Source organism: Mucilaginibacter sp. (assembly GCF_028288105.1).
GTDB lineage: Bacteria > Bacteroidota > Bacteroidia > Sphingobacteriales > Sphingobacteriaceae > Mucilaginibacter.
This window is the reverse complement of the sequence record NZ_JAQBOI010000095.1, coordinates 1-19,356: the sequence shown is the minus strand read 5'-3', so window position 1 is coordinate 19,356 and position 19,356 is coordinate 1. Positions and strand designations below refer to the sequence as shown.

Here is a 19,356-nt window from a genome sequence, read left to right as displayed (position 1 = left end):
GCACCGAACCAGAAAATACGCTATTTACGTTATTGCCGGCTGATAAAACCCACGTTGATTTTAGTAACACATTAACCGAGGGTTTGAACACCAATGTGCTGATGTATGAATATTTTTATAACGGTGGCGGGGTAGCCGTTGGCGATTTGAATGGTGACGGGCTGCAGGACCTGTACTTTACGGGTAACATGACTGATAATAAGCTTTACCTGAACAAGGGAAATCTGCAGTTTACAGAAATTACCACTGCGGCAGGTGTTGCCGGTCGGCCCGGCCCATGGAAAACCGGTGTTAGTATTGCTGATGTGAATGGCGATGGTAAATTAGATATTTATCTATGTTACTCCGGTAAGCTTAGGGCCGAAAAACGGGGGAATCAATTATTTATAAATCAGGGGAACGATAGTAATGGCGTACCTTCATTTAAAGAAATGGCGGCTAACTACGGGCTTAATTTTTCCTCGTTTAGCACACAGGGCTATTTTTTTGATTATGATAAGGATGGCGATCTGGATCTGTTGTTGGTTAACCACAACCCAAAGCGCGAGAATACCCTTGACGAAGTATCGGTTGCCGATTTAATGAGTAAAACCGACCCGGAAGCAGGCTTAAGGCTTTTGAAAAATAATAACGGTTCTTATGTAGATGTAACATCTGCCACCGGTATTATTAACACCTCATTATCTTACGGCTTGGCCGCGGGCATCGCCGATATTAATGGCGATGGCAATCCGGATATCTACATATCTAATGATTATAATATACCCGATAGGTTGTATATTAATAACGGCAAAGGCAAATTTACAGATGAATTGCAGCGGCAAATGGGCCACACTTCTTTTTCATCAATGGGAAACGATATTGCCGATTTTAATAATGACCTGTTGCCTGATATTTATTCGCTTGATATGCTGCCCGAGGATAATCGTCGGCAGAAAATGCTTTTTGCATCTGACAATTACGAGGCTTTTAATTTGAGCCTTAGAGTGGGCTTTTATTACCAGTACATGCGTAATATGCTGCAAAAAAACAACGGCGATAACACCTTTAGCGAAATTGGACAGCTTGCCGGCATTTCTAATACCGACTGGAGCTGGGCGCCGCTCTTTGCAGATTATGATAATGATGGCTGGAAAGATATGTTTGTAAGCAACGGCTATACCCGCGATTATACTAATATGGATTTCCTGAAGTATGTGGGCGACAATTTGCGTAACAGGAAGGCAATGCGCCAGGATCTGTTAAATCTTGTTGAAAAAATGCCATCATCAGAAGTTAAGAGCTATTTTTTTAAGAACGATGGCAACTCGACTTTCAATAATGTTAGCACTGCCTGGGGTATTAGCCAGCCGGCAAACAGTAATGGCGCGGCTTATGCCGATCTTGACAATGATGGCGACCTGGACCTGGTAGTGAATAACATTAACAAACCAGCGTTTATCTATCAAAACAACTCGCAGGCGCAAAGCAAAAATCATTACCTGTTGGTAAAGCTAAATGGTGCCGCTAAAAATACGCAGGGGATAGGGGCAAAGGTTATCATCTATTCAAAAAACAAAAAGCAATACCTGGAGCAGATGCCTACACGCGGGTATCAATCTACCGTTACCACGGTACTGCATTTTGGTTTGGGTGGCGATACACAAGTTGATTCGTTACATGTAATATGGCAAAGCGGAAAAGAACAGGTAATTGGCAATTTAAAAGCAGATAAGCTGCTTACCCTTAATGAGAAGGATGCCAATGCGAACTATATAAAATCTGCCCCGCAGAAAGCCCTGTTTAAAGTAGCGCCTGCACCATTTAAATATACCAGTACCAAAAGCACAGTAAACGATTTTAAACGCCAGCCGTTAATGGTTAACCCTTTGTCTTTTTTAGGGCCTTGTATGGTTAAGGCCGATGTGAATGGCGATGGCCTTGAAGATATTTATGTTGGTGGTGATAGTGGCAAAGCGGGTAGCTTATATCTGCAACAAAAAGGCGGAGAATTTAAATTAACACAACAATCCGCTTTTGAAGCCGATAGCAAATGCACTAACAGCGCAGCTGTATTTTTTGATGCCAATAATGACGGCAAACCCGATCTTTATGTGTGTTCGGGTGGGTATAATGATTATACCGCTGCCGACCCTTTGTTGCAGGACAGGCTTTACATGAACAACGGCCGGGGCAATTTTACAAAAAGCAATAATGCTTTACCCAAAATGCTGAGCAGCAAAGGTTGCGTAAAAGTTGCTGATATAAATGGCGATGGCTTTACCGATCTGTTTGTTGGCGGCCGGGTAGTGCCGGGCAGTTATCCGCAAGCACCCGAAAGTTTTATTTTGATAAATGATGGCAAAGGTGGCTTTACAGATAAAACAACTGCATTTAATCCATCATTAAAGCATATTGGGATGGTAAGTTGCGCTGCCTGGGCGGATATGAATGGTGATAAAAACCCCGACCTGATAATTGCCGGTGAGTGGATGCCGGTAATGGTTTTTGAAAATAAAGGCGGGAAGCTGATAAATGCCACTAACAAATACTTTGATAAAAGCTATGCAGGCTGGTGGAATTGTTTAACAGTTGCAGATATTAATAATGATGGACACCCCGATATTATAGCCGGCAATATGGGGCTGAATACGCAATGCCGGGTTACCGACCAGGAGCCTGCTGAAATGTATTACAAAGATTTTGACGACAACGGCTCAATTGACCCTATACTTTGTTTTTACATTCAACATAAAAGTTACCCTTACTTAACCCGCGATGAGCTGCTTGACCAAATGAGTATCATGCGGTCACGGTTCCCGGATTATAACAGCTATGCTGGTGCTTCCATAAACCAGGTGTTTACGCCGGAAGAAATGAAAAATGCCGGGCGTTTAACGGCTAATTATCTTACTACGGCCTGCTTTATCAGCACAGGCAAAAGCAGTCGGCTGCTTTCTGCCCCTCTTCCTGTGGAAGCCCAGTACGCCCCTGTTTTCACTATAAATTTATTGGATTATGATGGCGATGGTAATAACGACCTGCTTATGTGCGGTAACATTGACCATACCCGCGTTAGATTTGGTAAATACGATGCAAATTATGGTATGTTGTTAAAAGGCGACGGTAAAGGGCGATTTAACTATATCCCGCAGAAAAAGTCGGGGTTTAAGTTAACAGGAGATGTTAGATCGGTAATGGAAATAAACGGTACCTATTTGTTTGGAATTAACGGCAAAGGCATTAAGGCTTACCGGCAATAAATTAAAATGAGAAAGTTCCTTTTTATATCGTGGTTGTTTAGCTTTTTTCTGCTGATCATTAGCTGTCGCCCGGCTAAGCAGCCCCAACTGCATGGTGATGACATAAGCAAAGTTATAGCACAAATGACAAACGTGATGGTACACGACGTTACCAATCCGCCTTTGGCCGCACGCTTTTTTGCTTATACCTGCCTGGCCGGTTATGAGGTTGTTTCACAGAACGATGGGCATATTAAAAGTATGCACGGGGTATTAAATAATTATCCGGCTTTTAATAAAGCAAATGCAGTAGTGGGGAGCAATTACCAGCTTAGTACGGTATTAGCTATGTATAAAACAGCCCAGCAACTACAACCATCCGGCGTTTTGCTTAAAAAAAGCGAACAGCAGTTTTTAGATTCGTGCAGACTAATAGGTTTTTCAGATGCGGTTATAGATAGCTCGTTAAGCTATGCTACCGCCATAAGCAAGAAGGTTTTAACTTACGTCAAAGCTGATGGTTATAGGAAGATAAGTAGTTATCCGCGCTATACGCCCACAGGGAATGCCGGCACCTGGAACCCAACGCCGCCGTCATACATGACACCGGTTGAGCCTTATTTTTACACCGTAAGGCCTTTAACACTCAATTCTTCTTTCCAATTTACATCTGTTTCGCCTGTGCCTTTTTCCACTGAAAAAAGCAGTGCTTTTTATAAATTTTTGCTTTTAAACTATGCGAAAGGCGAAAATGGGCTTACTGCTGCCGAAAAAGATATTGCCAATTTTTGGGATTGCAATCCCTTTGCAGTACAAAACGACGGGCACATGGTTATGGGGTTAAAAAAGATATCGCCCGGAGCGCATTGGCTTGGTATTACAGGTATTGCCTGCAAGCAATCAAAAGCCGGCTTTTCTAAAACAGTTGAGGTTACTACAACTGTGGCAATAGGGCTTATGGATGGGTTTATTAGCTGTTGGGCCGATAAATATAAAACCAATAGGGTTAGGCCAGAAACAGCCATCAGGAAATATATAGATCCGCATTGGAAACCTTTTTTACAAACACCACCCTTCCCGGAATATAGCAGCGGGCATTCTGTAGTATCGGCAGCTTCAGCGGCCATACTTACACATTACTTTGGCCCTAATTTTAGTTATACCGATAGCACCGAAATAAATTACGGTATACCGCCCAGAAAGTTTACATCCTTTGATCAGGCAGCAAAAGAGGCGGCAATTTCACGTTTTTTAGGGGGCATACATTTTAAAGATGCTATTGATAATGGCCTGGTGCAGGGTAACAAAGTTGGGGGCTGGGTACTCCAAAAAATGAATAAAAATTAATATCTAATACATCCAAAATGAATAACTGGCGAACGGTAAGGCGTTTTTTAATAATTATTTCCATTGTTTTTTTACGCCCTGTAGTAGGGAATGCTCAATCTAAAATTAAACATCTCAATAAAAAGGCAATTACTAACGGGCCATATAGTGCTTACTTGTTCACGTATTTCACCGGCGATAAATCTGGAGAAGCTATCCGCTTCGCGTTGAGTAATGATGGGTATAATTTTCGGGCGCTTAATCATAATAAGCCCGTTTTAAATTCGGCAAAGATCAGCTCGACCGGTGGTGTTCGCGATCCGCATATCCTGCGTGGCGCCGACAACAAAACCTTTTTTATGGTAGCCACCGATATGAATACCGATAAATTTGGCTGGGGACCTGATTATGCGATGGTGCTTCTAAAATCTACCGACTTAATTCACTGGCAATCGCACGTTGTAAACGTTGCCGAAACCTTTAAAGAATTTGCAGGTGTTAACCGTGTATGGGCACCACAAACTATTTATGACCCCAAGGTGAAAAAATATATGATCTACTGGTCAATGCGTTTTGGTAACGAACCCGATAAAATATATTATGCTTATGCAAATGAAGACTTTTCGGGCCTTGAAACCATACCTAAACAATTGTTTTTTAAGCCGGATAACGGCGCTTGTATAGATGGAGATATTATTTATAAGGACGGGAAATACCACCTCTTTTTTAAAACAGAAGGTACCGGGGCAGGGATAAAAATAGCGGTGTCTGATAAGCTTACTGAAGGATATGTCTTAATCGACAAATACGTACAGCAAACAAAATCGCCTGTTGAAGGAGCGGGTGTTTTTAAACTAAATAACAGCCGCGATTATATATTGATGTATGACCGTTATACCGAAGGGAAATATCAATTTACCCGTAGCAGCGATCTGGAAAACTTTAAAACCATAGATGATGATGTTACCATGGATTTTCATCCTCGGCATGGCACTGTAATGCCCATAACGGCAAAAGAAGCTACAGCATTAACCAGGCAATGGGCAAATACCGGCGATGTAATGCTATCGGCTGCTAACAGGCAGATAAAAAAGAACAACATGATTTTAGATACGGCTGCCCATAAGTTGCAGCTTATGGTTACCCCCGGTACTGATCTGAGGAAATTTGATCCCGGGTTTAATACATTTCCTGGTATAAAGGTAATGCCCAATACCCCACAGAATTTTGCAAAAGGCGCGGTTAAATACACGGTAACCATTGGCGATAAGAAACCACAGGTTTATAACGTAATCGCAATTGAAACCCATAACCCAATTGTTAAAGGTTACTATGCCGATCCTGAAATATTATATGCCGAGAAAGATGGTAAGTTTTACATGTATCCTACAAGTGATGGCTTCGATGGCTGGTCTGGCAATTACTTCAAAGCTTTTTCATCAACCGATCTGGTTAATTGGAAAGACGAGGGTGTAATACTTGATTTGCCCAAAGATGTAAGCTGGGCAAAAAAGAATGCCTGGGCCCCATGCATCATCGAAAAAAAGATAAACGGCAGTTATAAATATTTTTACTATTTCGCGGCAGGGCAAAAAATTGGCGTAGCCACGGCAGATAGCCCAGCAGGGCCTTTTGTTGACTTAGACAAACCGCTTATAGACAAACTTCCGGAAGGTGTTAAAGGAGGGCAGCAAATTGATGCCGATGTATTTAGCGATCCTAAAACTGGTAAAAACTATTTGTATTGGGGTAATGGCTACATGGCCGGTGCTGAATTGAATGAAGATATGGTATCATTAAAACTCAATACAACTAAAATATTAACACCCGATAAGCATTATAACGAAGGTACTTACGTTATTTACAGAAAGGGTATCTACTATTTTATGTGGTCGGAAAATGATACCCGCAGTCCTGATTATACGGTACATTACGGAACATCAGATTCACCTCTTGGCACTATTAAGGTTCCACAAAACAATATGGTAATAACAAAGAACGTAGCAGCCGGTATCTATGGAACCGGCCATAATTCTGTTATACAAGTGCCGGGCAAGGATGAATGGTATATTGTTTATCACCGCTTTACCTACCCCAAGGGTATTGCCATGGGCGACGCTGCAGGTTATAACCGCGAGGTGTGCATAGATAAATTAACATTTACCGCTGATGGTGCTATTGAACAGGTTGTGCCCACCCACAAAGGTATCAGCCCGGTGAAGTTAAAGTAATCCGGTCTAAAACGACCATCAATAGTTATCCAATAAAAAACGCCTTTTAGATATCTGAAAGGAGTTTTTTATTGTCCGGAGCTAGCTGCTATTTAATTATCCATTCGTGAATACCGGTAGCGTTATCCGCAGGTAATTGTAAAACCATTTTCATGGCTGTAGTTTTTACAGGTTCAAAGATTATTGTGTTTAATTTATCCTTTTCATTTGGGTAAGCAGATGAATGTTTTACTTCTACCCATTCTTCGCCCTTTTTGTAAAATAGCTGATAGCTGGCAGGTATTCGGCAACCTCCCCAGGGGCCATCATCAAACCAATAAACGCCGGATGATGATATGGTGTATTCTTTATCAAAATCATACTGTACAAACTCCGAAGTGTTCTTTTTAGGCCACCAATGCATGTATGGGTAATTAGTGTCCTTTGAGTCTTGCGGCTCATATTGATCCTTTATTGCGTTATACATCCTTGTGTTTTTCAGCGATGACGAAACCTTACTAAGGCTGGCTATGCTGGGCGATGGCTTTGGTTTTACAGCGCTGCTGGTGTATGGGATCCATACTGTCATTTCGCTGGGGCCACGATTTGCCCAGGCATAATAAGGTATAGCAGTAACTTCCTGCTCGGTTTTAATCAACGAATCTGAATTAAGCTGGCGCCTTGTACTAACGCCGGTAGTAGTTATTACGTCAACACCATTTAAAAGACTGGCATTAAAGCTGGTTTTTACAGCGGCATTTTTATCTATCATGATGTTTTGCACCAGGCTATCCTTATTATCAGGCCCTTCAAGGCAATAAATAATAGGTCCTTTTTGAAAAGCAAAGCGGTCGCGATCATCTTTAACCTGGTTGTTGGCCAGTACTTTTTGTACAGGCATGGGCAGCAAAAGCGTGATCTTGTCATCTTTCTTCCAGGTGCGGTTTATCACAGCATAACCTTTGTCGGTAGTAAAAGATACAGGTTTGCCATTTATCATTAAAGTAACCGGCATTTTTGGGCTGTTGTCAAAAGAGTAAAGATCGCCGGCTACAGGTTGCTGTTGCGCCCAGCCTGGGATGCGTACCCGCATAGTAAAGTTGCTGCTTTTAGCCGGGGTAACTTTAAGGTCAACTTTACCTTTCCAGGGGTAATCGGTAGTTTGTTCAATCGTAACTTTTCCTGCTTTTAGCTGTATGTTGGCAGTGCTGGTCATAAAAAGGTTCACATATAGGTCGTTATTGTTTTTTGCATACACGTAACCCGGTACCGAAGGTAAAAACCTGGTCATGTTAGATATACAACAGGCACAGCTGAACCATGCGCTACGCTGATGCTGAAATACAGACGAAAGTGGATTTGGGTAAAAGAAACGGTCGCCGGATAACGATACACCCGAAAGTAGGCCATTATACAGTGTTTTTTCCAGTATATCTATGTATTTGGCATCTCCGTGCAGTAAAAACATCCGGTTGTTCCAGTAAACATTACCAATAGAGGCGCAGGTTTCGGCATAAGCCGACATGTTGGGTAGCTGGAAGTCTTCTCCGAAAGCCTCACCATTGCCTGTGGCGCCAATGCCGCCCGTTATGTAAAGCTTTTTGGTAACCACATCGGCCCATATATCGTCAATAGCTGTTAAGTATTTAACATCGCCGGTAAGAGCGGCAATATCGGCCATGCCGGTATACATATAGGCTGCCCGTACGGCATGGCCAACAGCAGCATGCTGGTCAACCACACGCTTATCTGCCTGGTTATAGGCTTCGCCCTTTGGTCCCCTAACGTCCAGGAAAAATTTAGCCAGGTCGAGATATTTTTTATTACCAGTTACGCGGTACATTTTTGAAAGGCCTATCTCTACGATCTGGTGGCCGGGATATTCCTCAATTTTGCCCGGGCCAAAATCATGTACCAGCAAATTGGCGTTTTTAATGGCAATATTAAGTAAGGTGCGTTTACCGGTAGCCTGATAATGCGCTGTTGCGGCTTCAAATAAATGCCCCGAGTTATATAACTCATGGCTAAGTTCTTCTTCTTTTTCCCATCTCTTGCTTCCTATCCAGGGGTGGGGTTTTGCTGCTTTAACAGTACGGAAAGTGTATAAGTAGCCATCTTTTTCTTGTGCCGCGCCAATAATGGTTATTAACGAATCGATATACTTATCAAGTTTAGGGTTCTTTTTTACCTGCATAGCGTATGATGCCCCTTCAATAACTTTATAAATATCAGTATCGTCAAACGGAAACTCACTTAGTTTATCGCCGGCTAAGCTGCCCGCTGCTCTTAAAAAATTATCAACGCGACCATTTATCTTACATTGTTGAAGTGTATAGGGAATGGTAATGTTAGCATTTACCTCCATTTTGGGTTCCCAAAAATTGTCGTGCACATGTACACTGGTAAAAGCTACCGGTTGTATGGGGTAATCTTTGTTTTGAGCTAACACCGGGCTGGTAGCCGCTAACAAAAGCATAATGGCTACTCCGCTAATTTTTACAGTATTTATCATTGTATGTTTTTTAAGCATTTTTAGGCCGCACGCAATTAATTACTATGCAATTCAACACTTTAGGATGCATGATAATTAATAAATGTATTATTTACAATTATAAATAAAAAATTGATAAAATATTAGTTATGTAGTATTTATGCTTTGTAAGTTTGAGGCATATGAAAGCTTTTATATTTGATCTTAATGGAACTATGATAGATGATATGTCTTACCATACATCTGCGTGGGAAGATATACTGAATAACGATCTGGGTGGAAACTTCAGCTATGAGCAGGTTAAACAGAACATGTATGGAAAAAATAATGAGGTATTAGTAAGGATGTTCGGTGAAAACCATTTCTCTGATAAACAGATGACTGCGCTTTCAATTGAAAAAGAGCGACGTTACCAAAGCGCATTTTTACCTAAACTGCAATTGCTGCCGGGGCTAAGCGAATTTTTAGAGACTGCTTATCTGCAAAATATCCCAATGGCCATTGCCTCTGCTGCTATCCCATTTAATATCGATTTTGTATTAGATAACCTTGATATACGTAAATATTTTTCGGCTATTGTAAGTGCGGACGATGTTGAAATAAGTAAACCCCATCCCGAAACTTTTTTGAGGGCTGCCGAATTACTTGGGGTGCCACCGGCTGAATGTGTGGTTTTTGAAGATGCGCCAAAAGGGGCAGAGGCTGCCGCAAATGCCCAAATGCAATGTGTTGTATTAACCACAACGCATAAAACCGCGGAGTTTTCTTACCTCTGTAATATTTTAAATTTTTCATCTGATTATACGAGCGATTATCTAAAAGGTCTGTTAATATAACAAGCCTGTAGCTACTTCCTATTAACCATTATTCTTAGCCGGTAATTCTCCGTTACGGTTATTATTGCATTTTGTCTGCCTATAACATTATACCGTATCAGAGTAAGACACCGCATTTATTAATGTAATTTAAACATTCAATTCCGCTATTTTTTTCTTTACAGGGACGCTGCTAAATTATGTGAGGTATGGGTTTTCTTATCTATCCATCCTGATTTCAGCCTATTGTAACAAGTTTTTGACCTCATTTTGAAAATATTTTTCAACTATTTATTTGAAAAAAGAAATAATAAGTGTTAATTAGACAATAATTATAAACCAATTTATGGAAACCGCTTATTTGCTCGGAATTGACTACGGGTCAGATTCTGTACGTTCAGTAATTGTCAATGGCCAAAACGGCGAAGAACTTGCTTCATCTGTTTTTTACTACCCACGCTGGCGTGATGGTTTATATTGCAATCCTGCTCTAAACCAGTTCAGGCAGCACCCTTTAGATTACATTGAAGGACTGGAAGCTACCATTAAAGACTGCATAAGTATTGCGGGGGGCGCAGATATAGCAAAATTGATTAAAGGTATATCTATAGATACTACTGGTTCTACCCCAGTAGCGGTTGATGCTACAGGCACGCCGCTTGCGCTTTTGCCGCAATTTAAAACTAACCCTAATGCCATGTTTGTTTTATGGAAGGATCACACCTCTATAAAAGAAGCGGCTGAAATAAATGCGCACGCCGAAAAATTTGATACCAATTACCTTAAATACGTTGGCGGTATTTACTCATCCGAATGGTTTTGGGCAAAGCTTTTACATGTTTTAAGGGTTGATGATGTTGTTAAAGATGCCATGCACTCCTGGGTAGAGCATTGCGATTGGATCCCTTTTCTTTTAACCGGAGGCAATAATGCGACCGATATTAAGCGCGGGCGATGCTCTGCGGGGCATAAAGCACTTTGGGCAGAGGAATTTGGCGGCTTGCCGCCCGATAGTTTCTTTAGCTTGCTCGACCCATTGCTAACTGGCATTACCGAAAAACTTTACACCGAAACTTATACCGCAGATAAAGCCGCAGGCAATTTAAGTGCCGAGTGGGCAGAGCGTTTGGGCCTTAGTACCGATGTTGTTGTGGGTACAGGCGCCTTTGATGCGCACATGGGCGCGGTTGGCGGACAGATAGAACCTTACTTCCTGAGCAAAGTAATGGGTACCTCTACCTGTGATATATTGGTTGCACCATCGGCCGAAATTGATGGTACACTGGTTAAAGGTATTTGCGGGCAGGTAAATGGCTCGGTTATACCCGGAATGGCGGGGCTGGAAGCAGGGCAGTCTGCCTTTGGCGATACTTATGCATGGTTCAAAAGTTTAATATCATGGCCGTTAAATAACCTGCTCGATCAATCGAACGTAATAGACGCCGCTACAGCCGAAGCTTTAAAAGAAGAATTATCAGCATTAATTATACCTGAACTTAGCAGACAAGCCGCTTTGTTACCTGTTGATGAGGATAACGAACTGGCTATCGACTGGTTTAATGGCCGCCGCACGCCGGATGCCAACCAATCTTTGAAAGGTGCTATAAATGGTTTGAATTTGGGTAGCGATGCACCGCGTGTTTTTCGTGCTTTGGCAGAAGCTACCTGTTTTGGCGCAAAAAGCATTGTAGATCGTTTTATAAGTGAAGGTATCCCGGTTAAGGGCATTATTGGGATTGGCGGCGTAGCTAAAAAGTCGCCTTACGTAATGCAAATGATGGCCGATATTTTAGGCATGCCTATCCGCATACACCAATTTACACATACCTGTGCTTTAGGCGCGGCTATGTTTGCTGCTGTTGTAGCCGGTATTTACCCAAATGTAGAAGCCGCTATGAAGGCTATGGGCCGCGGTTTTGAAGAAAGCTATGAACCCAACCCGCAACTGCATGCTGTTTACCAAAAACGTTATCAGCAATATCAGGAATTTGGTGGTTACATCGCGCAGCAAACAGCTTTAAAAATACAAAGCCAATTACAAAACGCATAATATGAGTCAATATACACAACTGAAACAGGAGGTTTATGAGGCCAACATGCAACTGCCAAAGCTGCAATTGGTGCTTTTTACCTTCGGTAATGTAAGCGCCGCTGATAGGGAATTGGGTGTATTTGCTATAAAGCCAAGTGGTGTACCTTATGATGAACTTTCACCTGATAAAATGGTGATCGTAGATTTTGATGGTAAAACAATTGAAGGCGACCATCGCCCATCATCAGATACCCAAACGCACGCTGTTTTATACAAGCACTGGCCAAAAATTGGGGGTATAGTACATACCCATTCTACCTTTGCAACGTCTTGGGCACAATCACAGCGCTGCATCCCCATATTTGGTACCACACATGCCGATCATCTTACTGCTGATGTACCATGCGCCCCCCCCATGAGCGATGAAATGATACAAGGGAATTATGAGTATCAAACCGGTTTTCAGATCATTGATCATTTTAAGGAATTGGGCTTAAGTTATGAGGAAGTTGAAATGGTGCTGGTAAGCAACCATGCCCCATTTACATGGGGAAAAACAGCTGCTAAAGCCGTTTATAATAGTGCTGTTTTAGAGAACGTTGCCCATATGGCATACCTTACCGAGCAGATAAACGCTAACTCGCCACGCTTAAAGGATGCCCTCATCAAAAAACATTTCGAACGCAAACATGGCCCAGACTCTTATTACGGACAATAAAATGAAGAAATTATTAGTAGCACTAATTATATGCACTTGCTTTGGCAGTACTTTAACTGCACAAAATATTATAGCCGCTAAACCCCCCATGGGCTGGAACAGTTACAACTGCTTTGGCTCGGCAGTGCACGAAGACGAAGTTAAAGCCAATACCGATTACATGGCCAAAAACCTAAAAGCCTACGGCTGGGAATATATCGTGGTTGATTTTTTATGGGCTTATGATAACCCTCCGGGTAGTAATATTGGCAACCCGTTTCAGATGCGGTTGGGCGATGGGGCTTACGTGCCGTGGCTTACAATGGATAAGTGGGGCAGATTGATGCCACAGCCCAATAAATTCCCTTCGGCATTTAAGGGCGATGGTTTTAAACCGCTGTCAGATTATGTGCATAGCAAAGGTTTAAAATTTGGTATTCACGTTATGCGCGGCATTCCACGTCAAGCCGTATGGGCAAAATCGCCGGTAAAAGGTACTAATGGTATTACGGCAGATATGGTTGCGGATACTAATTCGACATGTACCTGGATGAATCACATGTATGGTTTAAACATGAGCAAGCCGGGCGCCCAGGAATACCTCAATTCTATATTGGAACTTTATGCTTCATGGGGAGTTGACTTTATAAAAGTTGATGACCTTTCGCGTCCTTACAGTGCGCCCGAAGTTGAAGGTTATCAAAAGGCAATAGCCAATTGTGGCCGGCCAATGGTATTGAGCCTTTCGCCCGGAGAAACACCTGTAGCGCAGGCGGTTCACGCCACCAAATATGCCAATATGTGGCGGATGGCCGATGATTTTTGGGATAATTGGAAAGAAATACTGCACATGTTTGACTATGCCAAAAACTGGGAAGGCGTTGGCGGCCCCGGCCATTGGCCCGATTGCGATATGATACAAATAGGTAAACTCTCTAAACGCGGGCCGGTTGGTCAGGAACGTTACAGTCGTTTTACCGAAGATGAACAGTATACCCATATGACTTTTTGGAGCATTTATCGCTCGCCCCTTATGATTGGTGGCAACCTGCCCGAAAATCGTGATCTGGAACTTAAATTATTTACAAATGCTGAAGTATTAGCGGTAAACCAGCAAGGTGAAAATCCCAAACAACTTTATAAAAAGGATGGGGCAATGGTTTGGTATTCGCATATCCCGGGTAACAAAGATGTGTATGCGGCGCTGTTTAACATTGGCGATAACAACCAAAAAGTAACGGTTGACTTTGCCGCTCTTAGGCTTAAAGGCAATGTAAAAGTGCGCAACCTGTGGAAGAAACAGGATGTTGGCCAGTTTAAAAATGGTTATAGCCAGGATATTAATCTGCATGGCGCAATACTGCTCAAACTATCACCGCAATAAAAAAATCACTAAATCAATAATTCACTCAATCACTAATTATTATAATGATAGATCTAAAAACCTTTGAAGTATGGTTTATTACAGGTAGCCAAAACTTATATGGCGAGGAAACCCTTAAGCAGGTAGCAATTCACTCGCAACATATTGCCGAAGGGCTAAACACTGCCGGTAACATCCCGGTTCGTGTGGTATATAAGCCTGTGGTAAAATCAACAGACGAGATTTATACAACACTGCAAGAAGCTAATGTAACGCCAAACTGTATTGGTATTATTACCTGGATGCATACTTTTTCTCCGGCCAAAATGTGGATAAGGGGCTTGAATATCCTGCAGAAACCAATGCTGCATCTGCATACCCAATACAACCGCGATATACCATGGAGTTCGATAGATATGGATTTTATGAACCTTAACCAAAGTGCACATGGCGATAGGGAATTTGGTTTTATGGTATCGCGCTTGCGCAAAAATCGCAAAGTAGTGGTTGGCCACTGGCAGGATACCGAAGTATTAGGTCAGATAGAAGGCTGGACGCGCGCAGCTGCAGGCTGGTTCGATTGGCAAGGTGCAAAATTTGCCCGTTTTGGCGATAACATGCGTTTTGTAGCCGTAACCGATGGTGATAAAGTAGAGGCTGAATCTAAGTTTGGTTTTTCGGTAAACACATACGGAATTGGCGACCTGGTGGAGGTAATCAATAACATTAGCGAGTCCGATGTTACGGCACTTACTGATGTGTATGAAACCACCTATACAATGGATGCCTCGCTTAAAAAAGGAGGTGACAACTATTCATCAGTTTATGAAGCAGCTAAAATTGAACTGGGCCTGCGTAAGTTTTTACAGGATGGTGGTTTTAAAGGATTTACTGATACGTTTGAAGACCTGCATGGGATGGTACAATTGCCGGGTATTGCGGCGCAACGCCTGATGGCCGATGGTTATGGCTTTGCTGGCGAGGGCGATTGGAAAACAACCGCGCTGGTACGTGCCTTTAAAGTTATGGGTAGCGGGCTTGCTGGCGGGAATGCCTTTATGGAGGATTACACTTATCATTTTGACCCTAATAACCAATTGGTTTTAGGCTCGCATATGTTAGAGATAGATGCATCATTAGCCAATGGCAAAGCTGTGTTAGAGGTGCACCCCTTAGGTATTGGCGGTAAAGCCGATCCTGCGCGTTTGGTGTTTAATGTAGCAGCAGGCAATGCGCTTAACGCATCATTAATTGATATAGGCAACCGTTTTCGCCTGCTAATTAATGAGGTTGAAGCTGTTGAGGCGCAAAACGATCTGCCTAATCTTCCGGTTGCAAGGGTGCTTTGGAAACCCCTGCCAGATATGAAAACCGGTTGCGCTGCATGGATCTATGCAGGCGGGGCCCACCACACAGCCTACAGCCAGAATTTAACAGCCGAACAACTGCAGGATTTTGCAGATATGGCCGGTATAGAATTTTTGCGTATTGGCAAAGGCACTACTATAGAACAGTTTCGCAATGAATTACGCTGGAACGAAGTAGCTTACAGATAAAATTATCAATCAAACAGGCAGTAGGATGGGAGATGACTGCCTGTTTGATAACTCAATTAACCTAAGTTAAAATCAAATTATGAACAAGTTTACAGGCATAGATTACGTAATTTTTGTGATCTATTTTATCATAGTATCCGGCTACGGCTACTGGATCTACAGCCGCAAAAAAATTAAAGGGGTTTCAGACAGTAAGGACTTCTTTCTTGCCGAAGGCTCTTTAACCTGGTGGGCCATCGGCGCATCGCTCATCGCTTCAAATATTTCTGCCGAGCAATTTATTGGTACCAGCGGGCAAGGCTTTTCAGTTGGCCTGGCTGTTGCCGCGTACGAATGGGTTGCTGCTATTGCACTAATTATTGTGGCTGTATGGTTTATACCGGTGTATCTTAAAAATAAGATATTCACTATGCCACAATTTCTGCATAACCGTTATAATGAAACGGTAAGCTTTATTATGGCAATTTTTTGGTTGCTGTTGTATGTGCTTGTAAATCTTACCTCGATACTGTATTTGGGTGCGCTTGCCATTAATAGTTTAGCCGGCGGCGGGTATTTACATGAGATTATTATTGCACTGGCCATTTTTGCCTTGTTTATTACACTTGGCGGCATGAAGGTTATTGGCTTTACCGATGTGATACAGGTGTTAGTTTTAGTTATTGGCGGATTAGCTACCACTTACATTGCCTTAACTTTAGTAAGCAAGCATTTTGGCCTTGGCGAAAATGCTATGGCCGGGTTAACTGCAATGCTTAAGGATGCGCCAGACCATTTCCAGATGATAATGGCTAAACCTAAACCTGGTGCCTCACAAACAGAGATCAACAAATATTTAGCTTTACCTGGTATTGCCATGTATTTTGCCGGTCAGTGGATAGTTAATTTAAACTATTGGGGTTGCAACCAGTACATTACACAAAGAGCGTTAGGCGCCGATCTTAAAACTGCCCGTACAGGTATCTTGTTTGCGGGATTAATGAAACTGGCAATGCCCATTATAGTAGTGTTGCCAGGTATAGCGGCTTACGTACTTTATAAGAATGGAGCACTGCAACAAGAAATGACTTCGGGCGGGCATTTTAATGCGGATAATGCTTACTCCGCTATACTGGGCTTTTTGCCAACCGGGCTTAAAGGACTTTCTGTTGCCGCACTTACTGCAGCTATTGTTGCTTCACTTGCAGGGAAAGCCAACAGCATAAGCACTATTTTTACCCTTGATATTTATAAGAAACACATAGCTAAAGATGCCAGCGAGAAAAAAATGGTTATTGTTGGTAAAATAGTGATCCTGGCTGCTTTAGTGTTTTCTATAATGCTTACCTGGAAAGATCTTTTAGGTATAAGTGGCGAAGGTGGTTTTACGTACATTCAAAAATATACCGGATACATTAGCCCGGGTATATTTGCCATATTTATTTTAGGTTTCTTTTGGAAAAGAACCACCGGGGCTGCAGCCATTGCAGGTATTTTAACCGGGTTTGGCATGTCGGTATTGTTTAACAATTTTGCACCCGCCTTATTTGGACACGAAACATTATTATACACCGCATTTCCTACCGGCGATGCTAAAGGCACCTGGCAAATCCCCTTTCTGATATGCATGGGGCTATCCTTCTTCTTTACTGTTTTAGTAATGGTAGTTGTTAGCTTTGCGGGCCCTAAGGTTAATCCTAAAGCTTTTGATATTCCTAAAAGCATGTTCAAGGTTGATCGCTCAACCCTTGCGCTTATCATATTAACTTTATTATTGCTTACTATGCTTTATGTTAAATTTTGGTAGATGCTGATAAAGCAAATAGGAAGATTATTATATAAAAATGATTGATACCGAACCAACCCATCTCAGCATTAAAAAATGAGGTGGGTTGGGTTGGGTATAAAATTTAGGAATGATTGAAAGTTTGCATAATAGTTTTGCATATTAAGCTGGTAATAAAATGCACCACGTTTAGATCCCGACTTATCTTTTTCATCTTGTTTTATAAGCAGGCCTGTAGCAAGCACCCTTTTACTAAAATTTCTTTTATCAATAGTAGTGTTATACACACTTTCGTACAGGTTTTGTAATTGTGGGATAGTGAATCGTGGTGGCAGTAATTCAAACATTATAGGGTGCAGGGCAGCCTTATATCTCAGGCGTCTTTTGGCCATTTCAACCATTTCTTGCTGGTCAAATATTAACTTGGGTAAACGCTTAAGTGCAAACCATTCGGCATGGTACTCGGTGCTTATTTGCGTTTCATATTTGTTAAGATCTATCAATGCAAAATAGGCGGTAGAAATAGTTCTTTCTATCGGGTCTCTGTCTGGGTCGCTAAAAGTATGCAGCTGTTCAAGGTACATGCCGTCAAGCCCGGTTAGCTGTTTTAAAATACGGTTTGATGCCTGGTCCAAATTTTCGTTCCCCTGCACAAATCCGCCCATTAAGCTCCATTTACCTTTCTCGGGTTCAAAGCCACGTTTTATAAGAAGTATTTTTAGGTTTTCTCCGTCAAAGCCAAAAATTATACAATCAACAGCATTAAGACCACGGCTTTGCTTATAGTATCTATTCATTTATAAATGCGGTATTCATTTTAAACAAATTTAACATTTTTTTTAACTTACTAACCAGCCAAATATGCCTGATTATAACTAAAATACTATTTTTAATTGTTTATTATACAGTTAAAAATAATAGTACTATATTAGGCTTGTAATAGCAGTTAATCTATTAACTCTTTCAATAAATAAACCAATTATAATAACCAATATACATAGGCTTTAAACCTATGCTAATTAAGTAGCTAATTATGCGCAAGAAATTTTTTAATGTTGCTCTTTTTGCCGCTGGTATTTTTTTTACTGTGGCTTGCAATAACGTATCAAAACCCAAACAAACTACAGGTGCTGCTGATAGCCTGCAGAACACTATACCCGATAGCGCATCTTTTAATGCTAAAGTTGATAATAAGCAAGTTAAGCTTTACACGTTAAAAAATAAAAACGGCGTTGAGGCTGCTATAACTAACTATGGAGGCCGCCTGGTAAGCCTGCTTGTTCCTGATAAGAAAGGCAAGCTTGTTGATGTGATTCTTGGGTACGAAAATTTAAAAGACTATCGTGAGCTTAAAGAAAATTATTTTGGCGCTCTTATAGGCAGGTATGGTAACCGAATTGCAAGAGGCAAATTTACTTTGGATGGTAAGCCATATCAGGTAAATGTTAACGACGGCCCTAATTCCCTACACGGCGGAGCTAATGGTTTTTTTAAACAGGTTTGGGATGTTACAAAAGCAAACGGGCAAATTCTCGAGTTATCTTATTTATCTAAAGATGGAGAGGAAGGGTATCCCGGCAACCTTAAAATAATTGTAGCCTACACACTTAAAGACGATAATTCTTTAGAAATAGCATACCACGCAACTACGGATAAGGCAACGGTAATTAACCTTACTAACCATGCTTATTTTAACTTGAATGGGGTCTCAGGCACAAAGGAAATTACTAATCATCTTCTGCAAATAAATGCTGATGCTTATACGCCGGTTGATAGCTTGCTTATACCAACCGGGAAGATAGAAACGGTAAAAGGCAGTGCTTTTGATTTTACTACAGCTAAAGCTATAGGGAAGGACATTGGCGTAAAAGACCAACAGC

At 41.7% G+C, this 19,356-nt stretch carries 12 protein-coding genes; 10 read left to right on the top strand and 2 right to left on the bottom strand.

Annotated elements, in window-relative coordinates; all coding sequences use genetic code 11:
• The 3 genes from JWQ85_RS06965 to JWQ85_RS06955 all read left to right on the top strand — a co-directional run.
• The coding region (locus JWQ85_RS06965) for a VCBS repeat-containing protein (protein WP_299465993.1) at positions 1–3,242 on the top strand (3,242 nt) is incomplete at its 5' end.
• Between the two features lie 6 nt (positions 3,243–3,248).
• Positions 3,249–4,568 (top strand): vanadium-dependent haloperoxidase, encoded by a 1,320-nt coding sequence (locus JWQ85_RS06960; protein ID WP_299465991.1) that lies wholly within the window; start codon positions 3,249–3,251, stop codon positions 4,566–4,568.
• A 17-nt stretch (positions 4,569–4,585) separates the two neighbouring features.
• A complete protein-coding gene (locus JWQ85_RS06955; protein ID WP_299465988.1) occupies positions 4,586–6,778 on the top strand; it encodes a family 43 glycosylhydrolase in 2,193 nt (730 codons plus the stop codon).
• 88 nt (positions 6,779–6,866) lie between these two features.
• Here the strand turns inward: JWQ85_RS06955 and JWQ85_RS06950 are convergent, their stop codons facing one another.
• Complete coding sequence (locus JWQ85_RS06950; RefSeq protein ID WP_299465985.1) at positions 6,867–9,269, bottom strand: glycoside hydrolase family 127 protein; 2,403 nt, start codon at positions 9,267–9,269, stop codon at positions 6,867–6,869.
• A gap of 161 nt (positions 9,270–9,430) precedes the next feature.
• Here JWQ85_RS06950 and JWQ85_RS06945 point away from each other — a divergent pair, with 161 nt between their 5' ends.
• From JWQ85_RS06945 to JWQ85_RS06920, 6 genes are all read left to right on the top strand, one after another.
• The gene (locus tag JWQ85_RS06945) at positions 9,431–10,084 is read left to right on the top strand and encodes an HAD family phosphatase (protein WP_299465982.1); all 654 of its coding nucleotides are present in this window, start codon (positions 9,431–9,433) and stop codon (positions 10,082–10,084) included.
• A gap of 325 nt (positions 10,085–10,409) precedes the next feature.
• The gene (locus JWQ85_RS06940; RefSeq protein ID WP_299465979.1) at positions 10,410–12,113 is read left to right on the top strand and encodes a ribulokinase; all 1,704 of its coding nucleotides are present in this window, start codon (positions 10,410–10,412) and stop codon (positions 12,111–12,113) included.
• 1 nt (position 12,114) lies between these two features.
• Positions 12,115–12,813 (top strand): L-ribulose-5-phosphate 4-epimerase, encoded by a 699-nt coding sequence (locus JWQ85_RS06935; RefSeq protein WP_299465976.1) that lies wholly within the window; start codon positions 12,115–12,117, stop codon positions 12,811–12,813.
• Between the two features lies 1 nt (position 12,814).
• Positions 12,815–14,176 (top strand): glycoside hydrolase family 27 protein, encoded by a 1,362-nt coding sequence (locus JWQ85_RS06930; protein WP_299465973.1) that lies wholly within the window; start codon positions 12,815–12,817, stop codon positions 14,174–14,176.
• A gap of 44 nt (positions 14,177–14,220) precedes the next feature.
• Positions 14,221–15,711, top strand: a complete 1,491-nt coding sequence (gene araA / locus JWQ85_RS06925; protein WP_299465971.1) for an L-arabinose isomerase — start codon at positions 14,221–14,223, stop codon at positions 15,709–15,711.
• Positions 15,712–15,790: 79 nt separating this feature from the next.
• Positions 15,791–17,497: a sodium/solute symporter gene (locus tag JWQ85_RS06920; protein WP_299465969.1), complete on the top strand. Its 1,707-nt coding sequence runs from the start codon at positions 15,791–15,793 to the stop codon at positions 17,495–17,497.
• 68 nt (positions 17,498–17,565) lie between these two features.
• Here the strand turns inward: JWQ85_RS06920 and JWQ85_RS06915 are convergent, their stop codons facing one another.
• Entirely contained in the window at positions 17,566–18,273 is a 708-nt protein-coding gene (locus tag JWQ85_RS06915; protein WP_299465966.1) for an NUDIX domain-containing protein, read from the bottom strand.
• A gap of 236 nt (positions 18,274–18,509) precedes the next feature.
• Between JWQ85_RS06915 and JWQ85_RS06910 the strand changes: the two genes are divergently transcribed.
• Positions 18,510–19,356 (top strand): aldose epimerase family protein (locus JWQ85_RS06910; protein WP_299465963.1); only part of this gene is annotated, 847 nt, incomplete at its 3' end.

Excerpts from the sequence above, each read along its gene's own strand:
- JWQ85_RS06960 (WP_299465991.1), top strand. The coding sequence starts at position 3,249 with ATGAGAAAGTTCCTTTTTATATCGTGGTTGTTTAGCTTTTTTCTGCTG.
- JWQ85_RS06955 (WP_299465988.1), top strand. The coding sequence starts at position 4,586 with ATGAATAACTGGCGAACGGTAAGGCGTTTTTTAATAATTATTTCCATT.
- JWQ85_RS06950 (WP_299465985.1), bottom strand. The coding sequence starts at position 9,269 with ATGATAAATACTGTAAAAATTAGCGGAGTAGCCATTATGCTTTTGTTA.
- JWQ85_RS06945 (WP_299465982.1), top strand. The coding sequence starts at position 9,431 with ATGAAAGCTTTTATATTTGATCTTAATGGAACTATGATAGATGATATG.
- JWQ85_RS06940 (WP_299465979.1), top strand. The coding sequence starts at position 10,410 with ATGGAAACCGCTTATTTGCTCGGAATTGACTACGGGTCAGATTCTGTA.
- JWQ85_RS06935 (WP_299465976.1), top strand. The coding sequence starts at position 12,115 with ATGAGTCAATATACACAACTGAAACAGGAGGTTTATGAGGCCAACATG.
- JWQ85_RS06930 (WP_299465973.1), top strand. The coding sequence starts at position 12,815 with ATGAAGAAATTATTAGTAGCACTAATTATATGCACTTGCTTTGGCAGT.
- araA (WP_299465971.1), top strand. The coding sequence starts at position 14,221 with ATGATAGATCTAAAAACCTTTGAAGTATGGTTTATTACAGGTAGCCAA.
- JWQ85_RS06920 (WP_299465969.1), top strand. The coding sequence starts at position 15,791 with ATGAACAAGTTTACAGGCATAGATTACGTAATTTTTGTGATCTATTTT.
- JWQ85_RS06915 (WP_299465966.1), bottom strand. The coding sequence starts at position 18,273 with ATGAATAGATACTATAAGCAAAGCCGTGGTCTTAATGCTGTTGATTGT.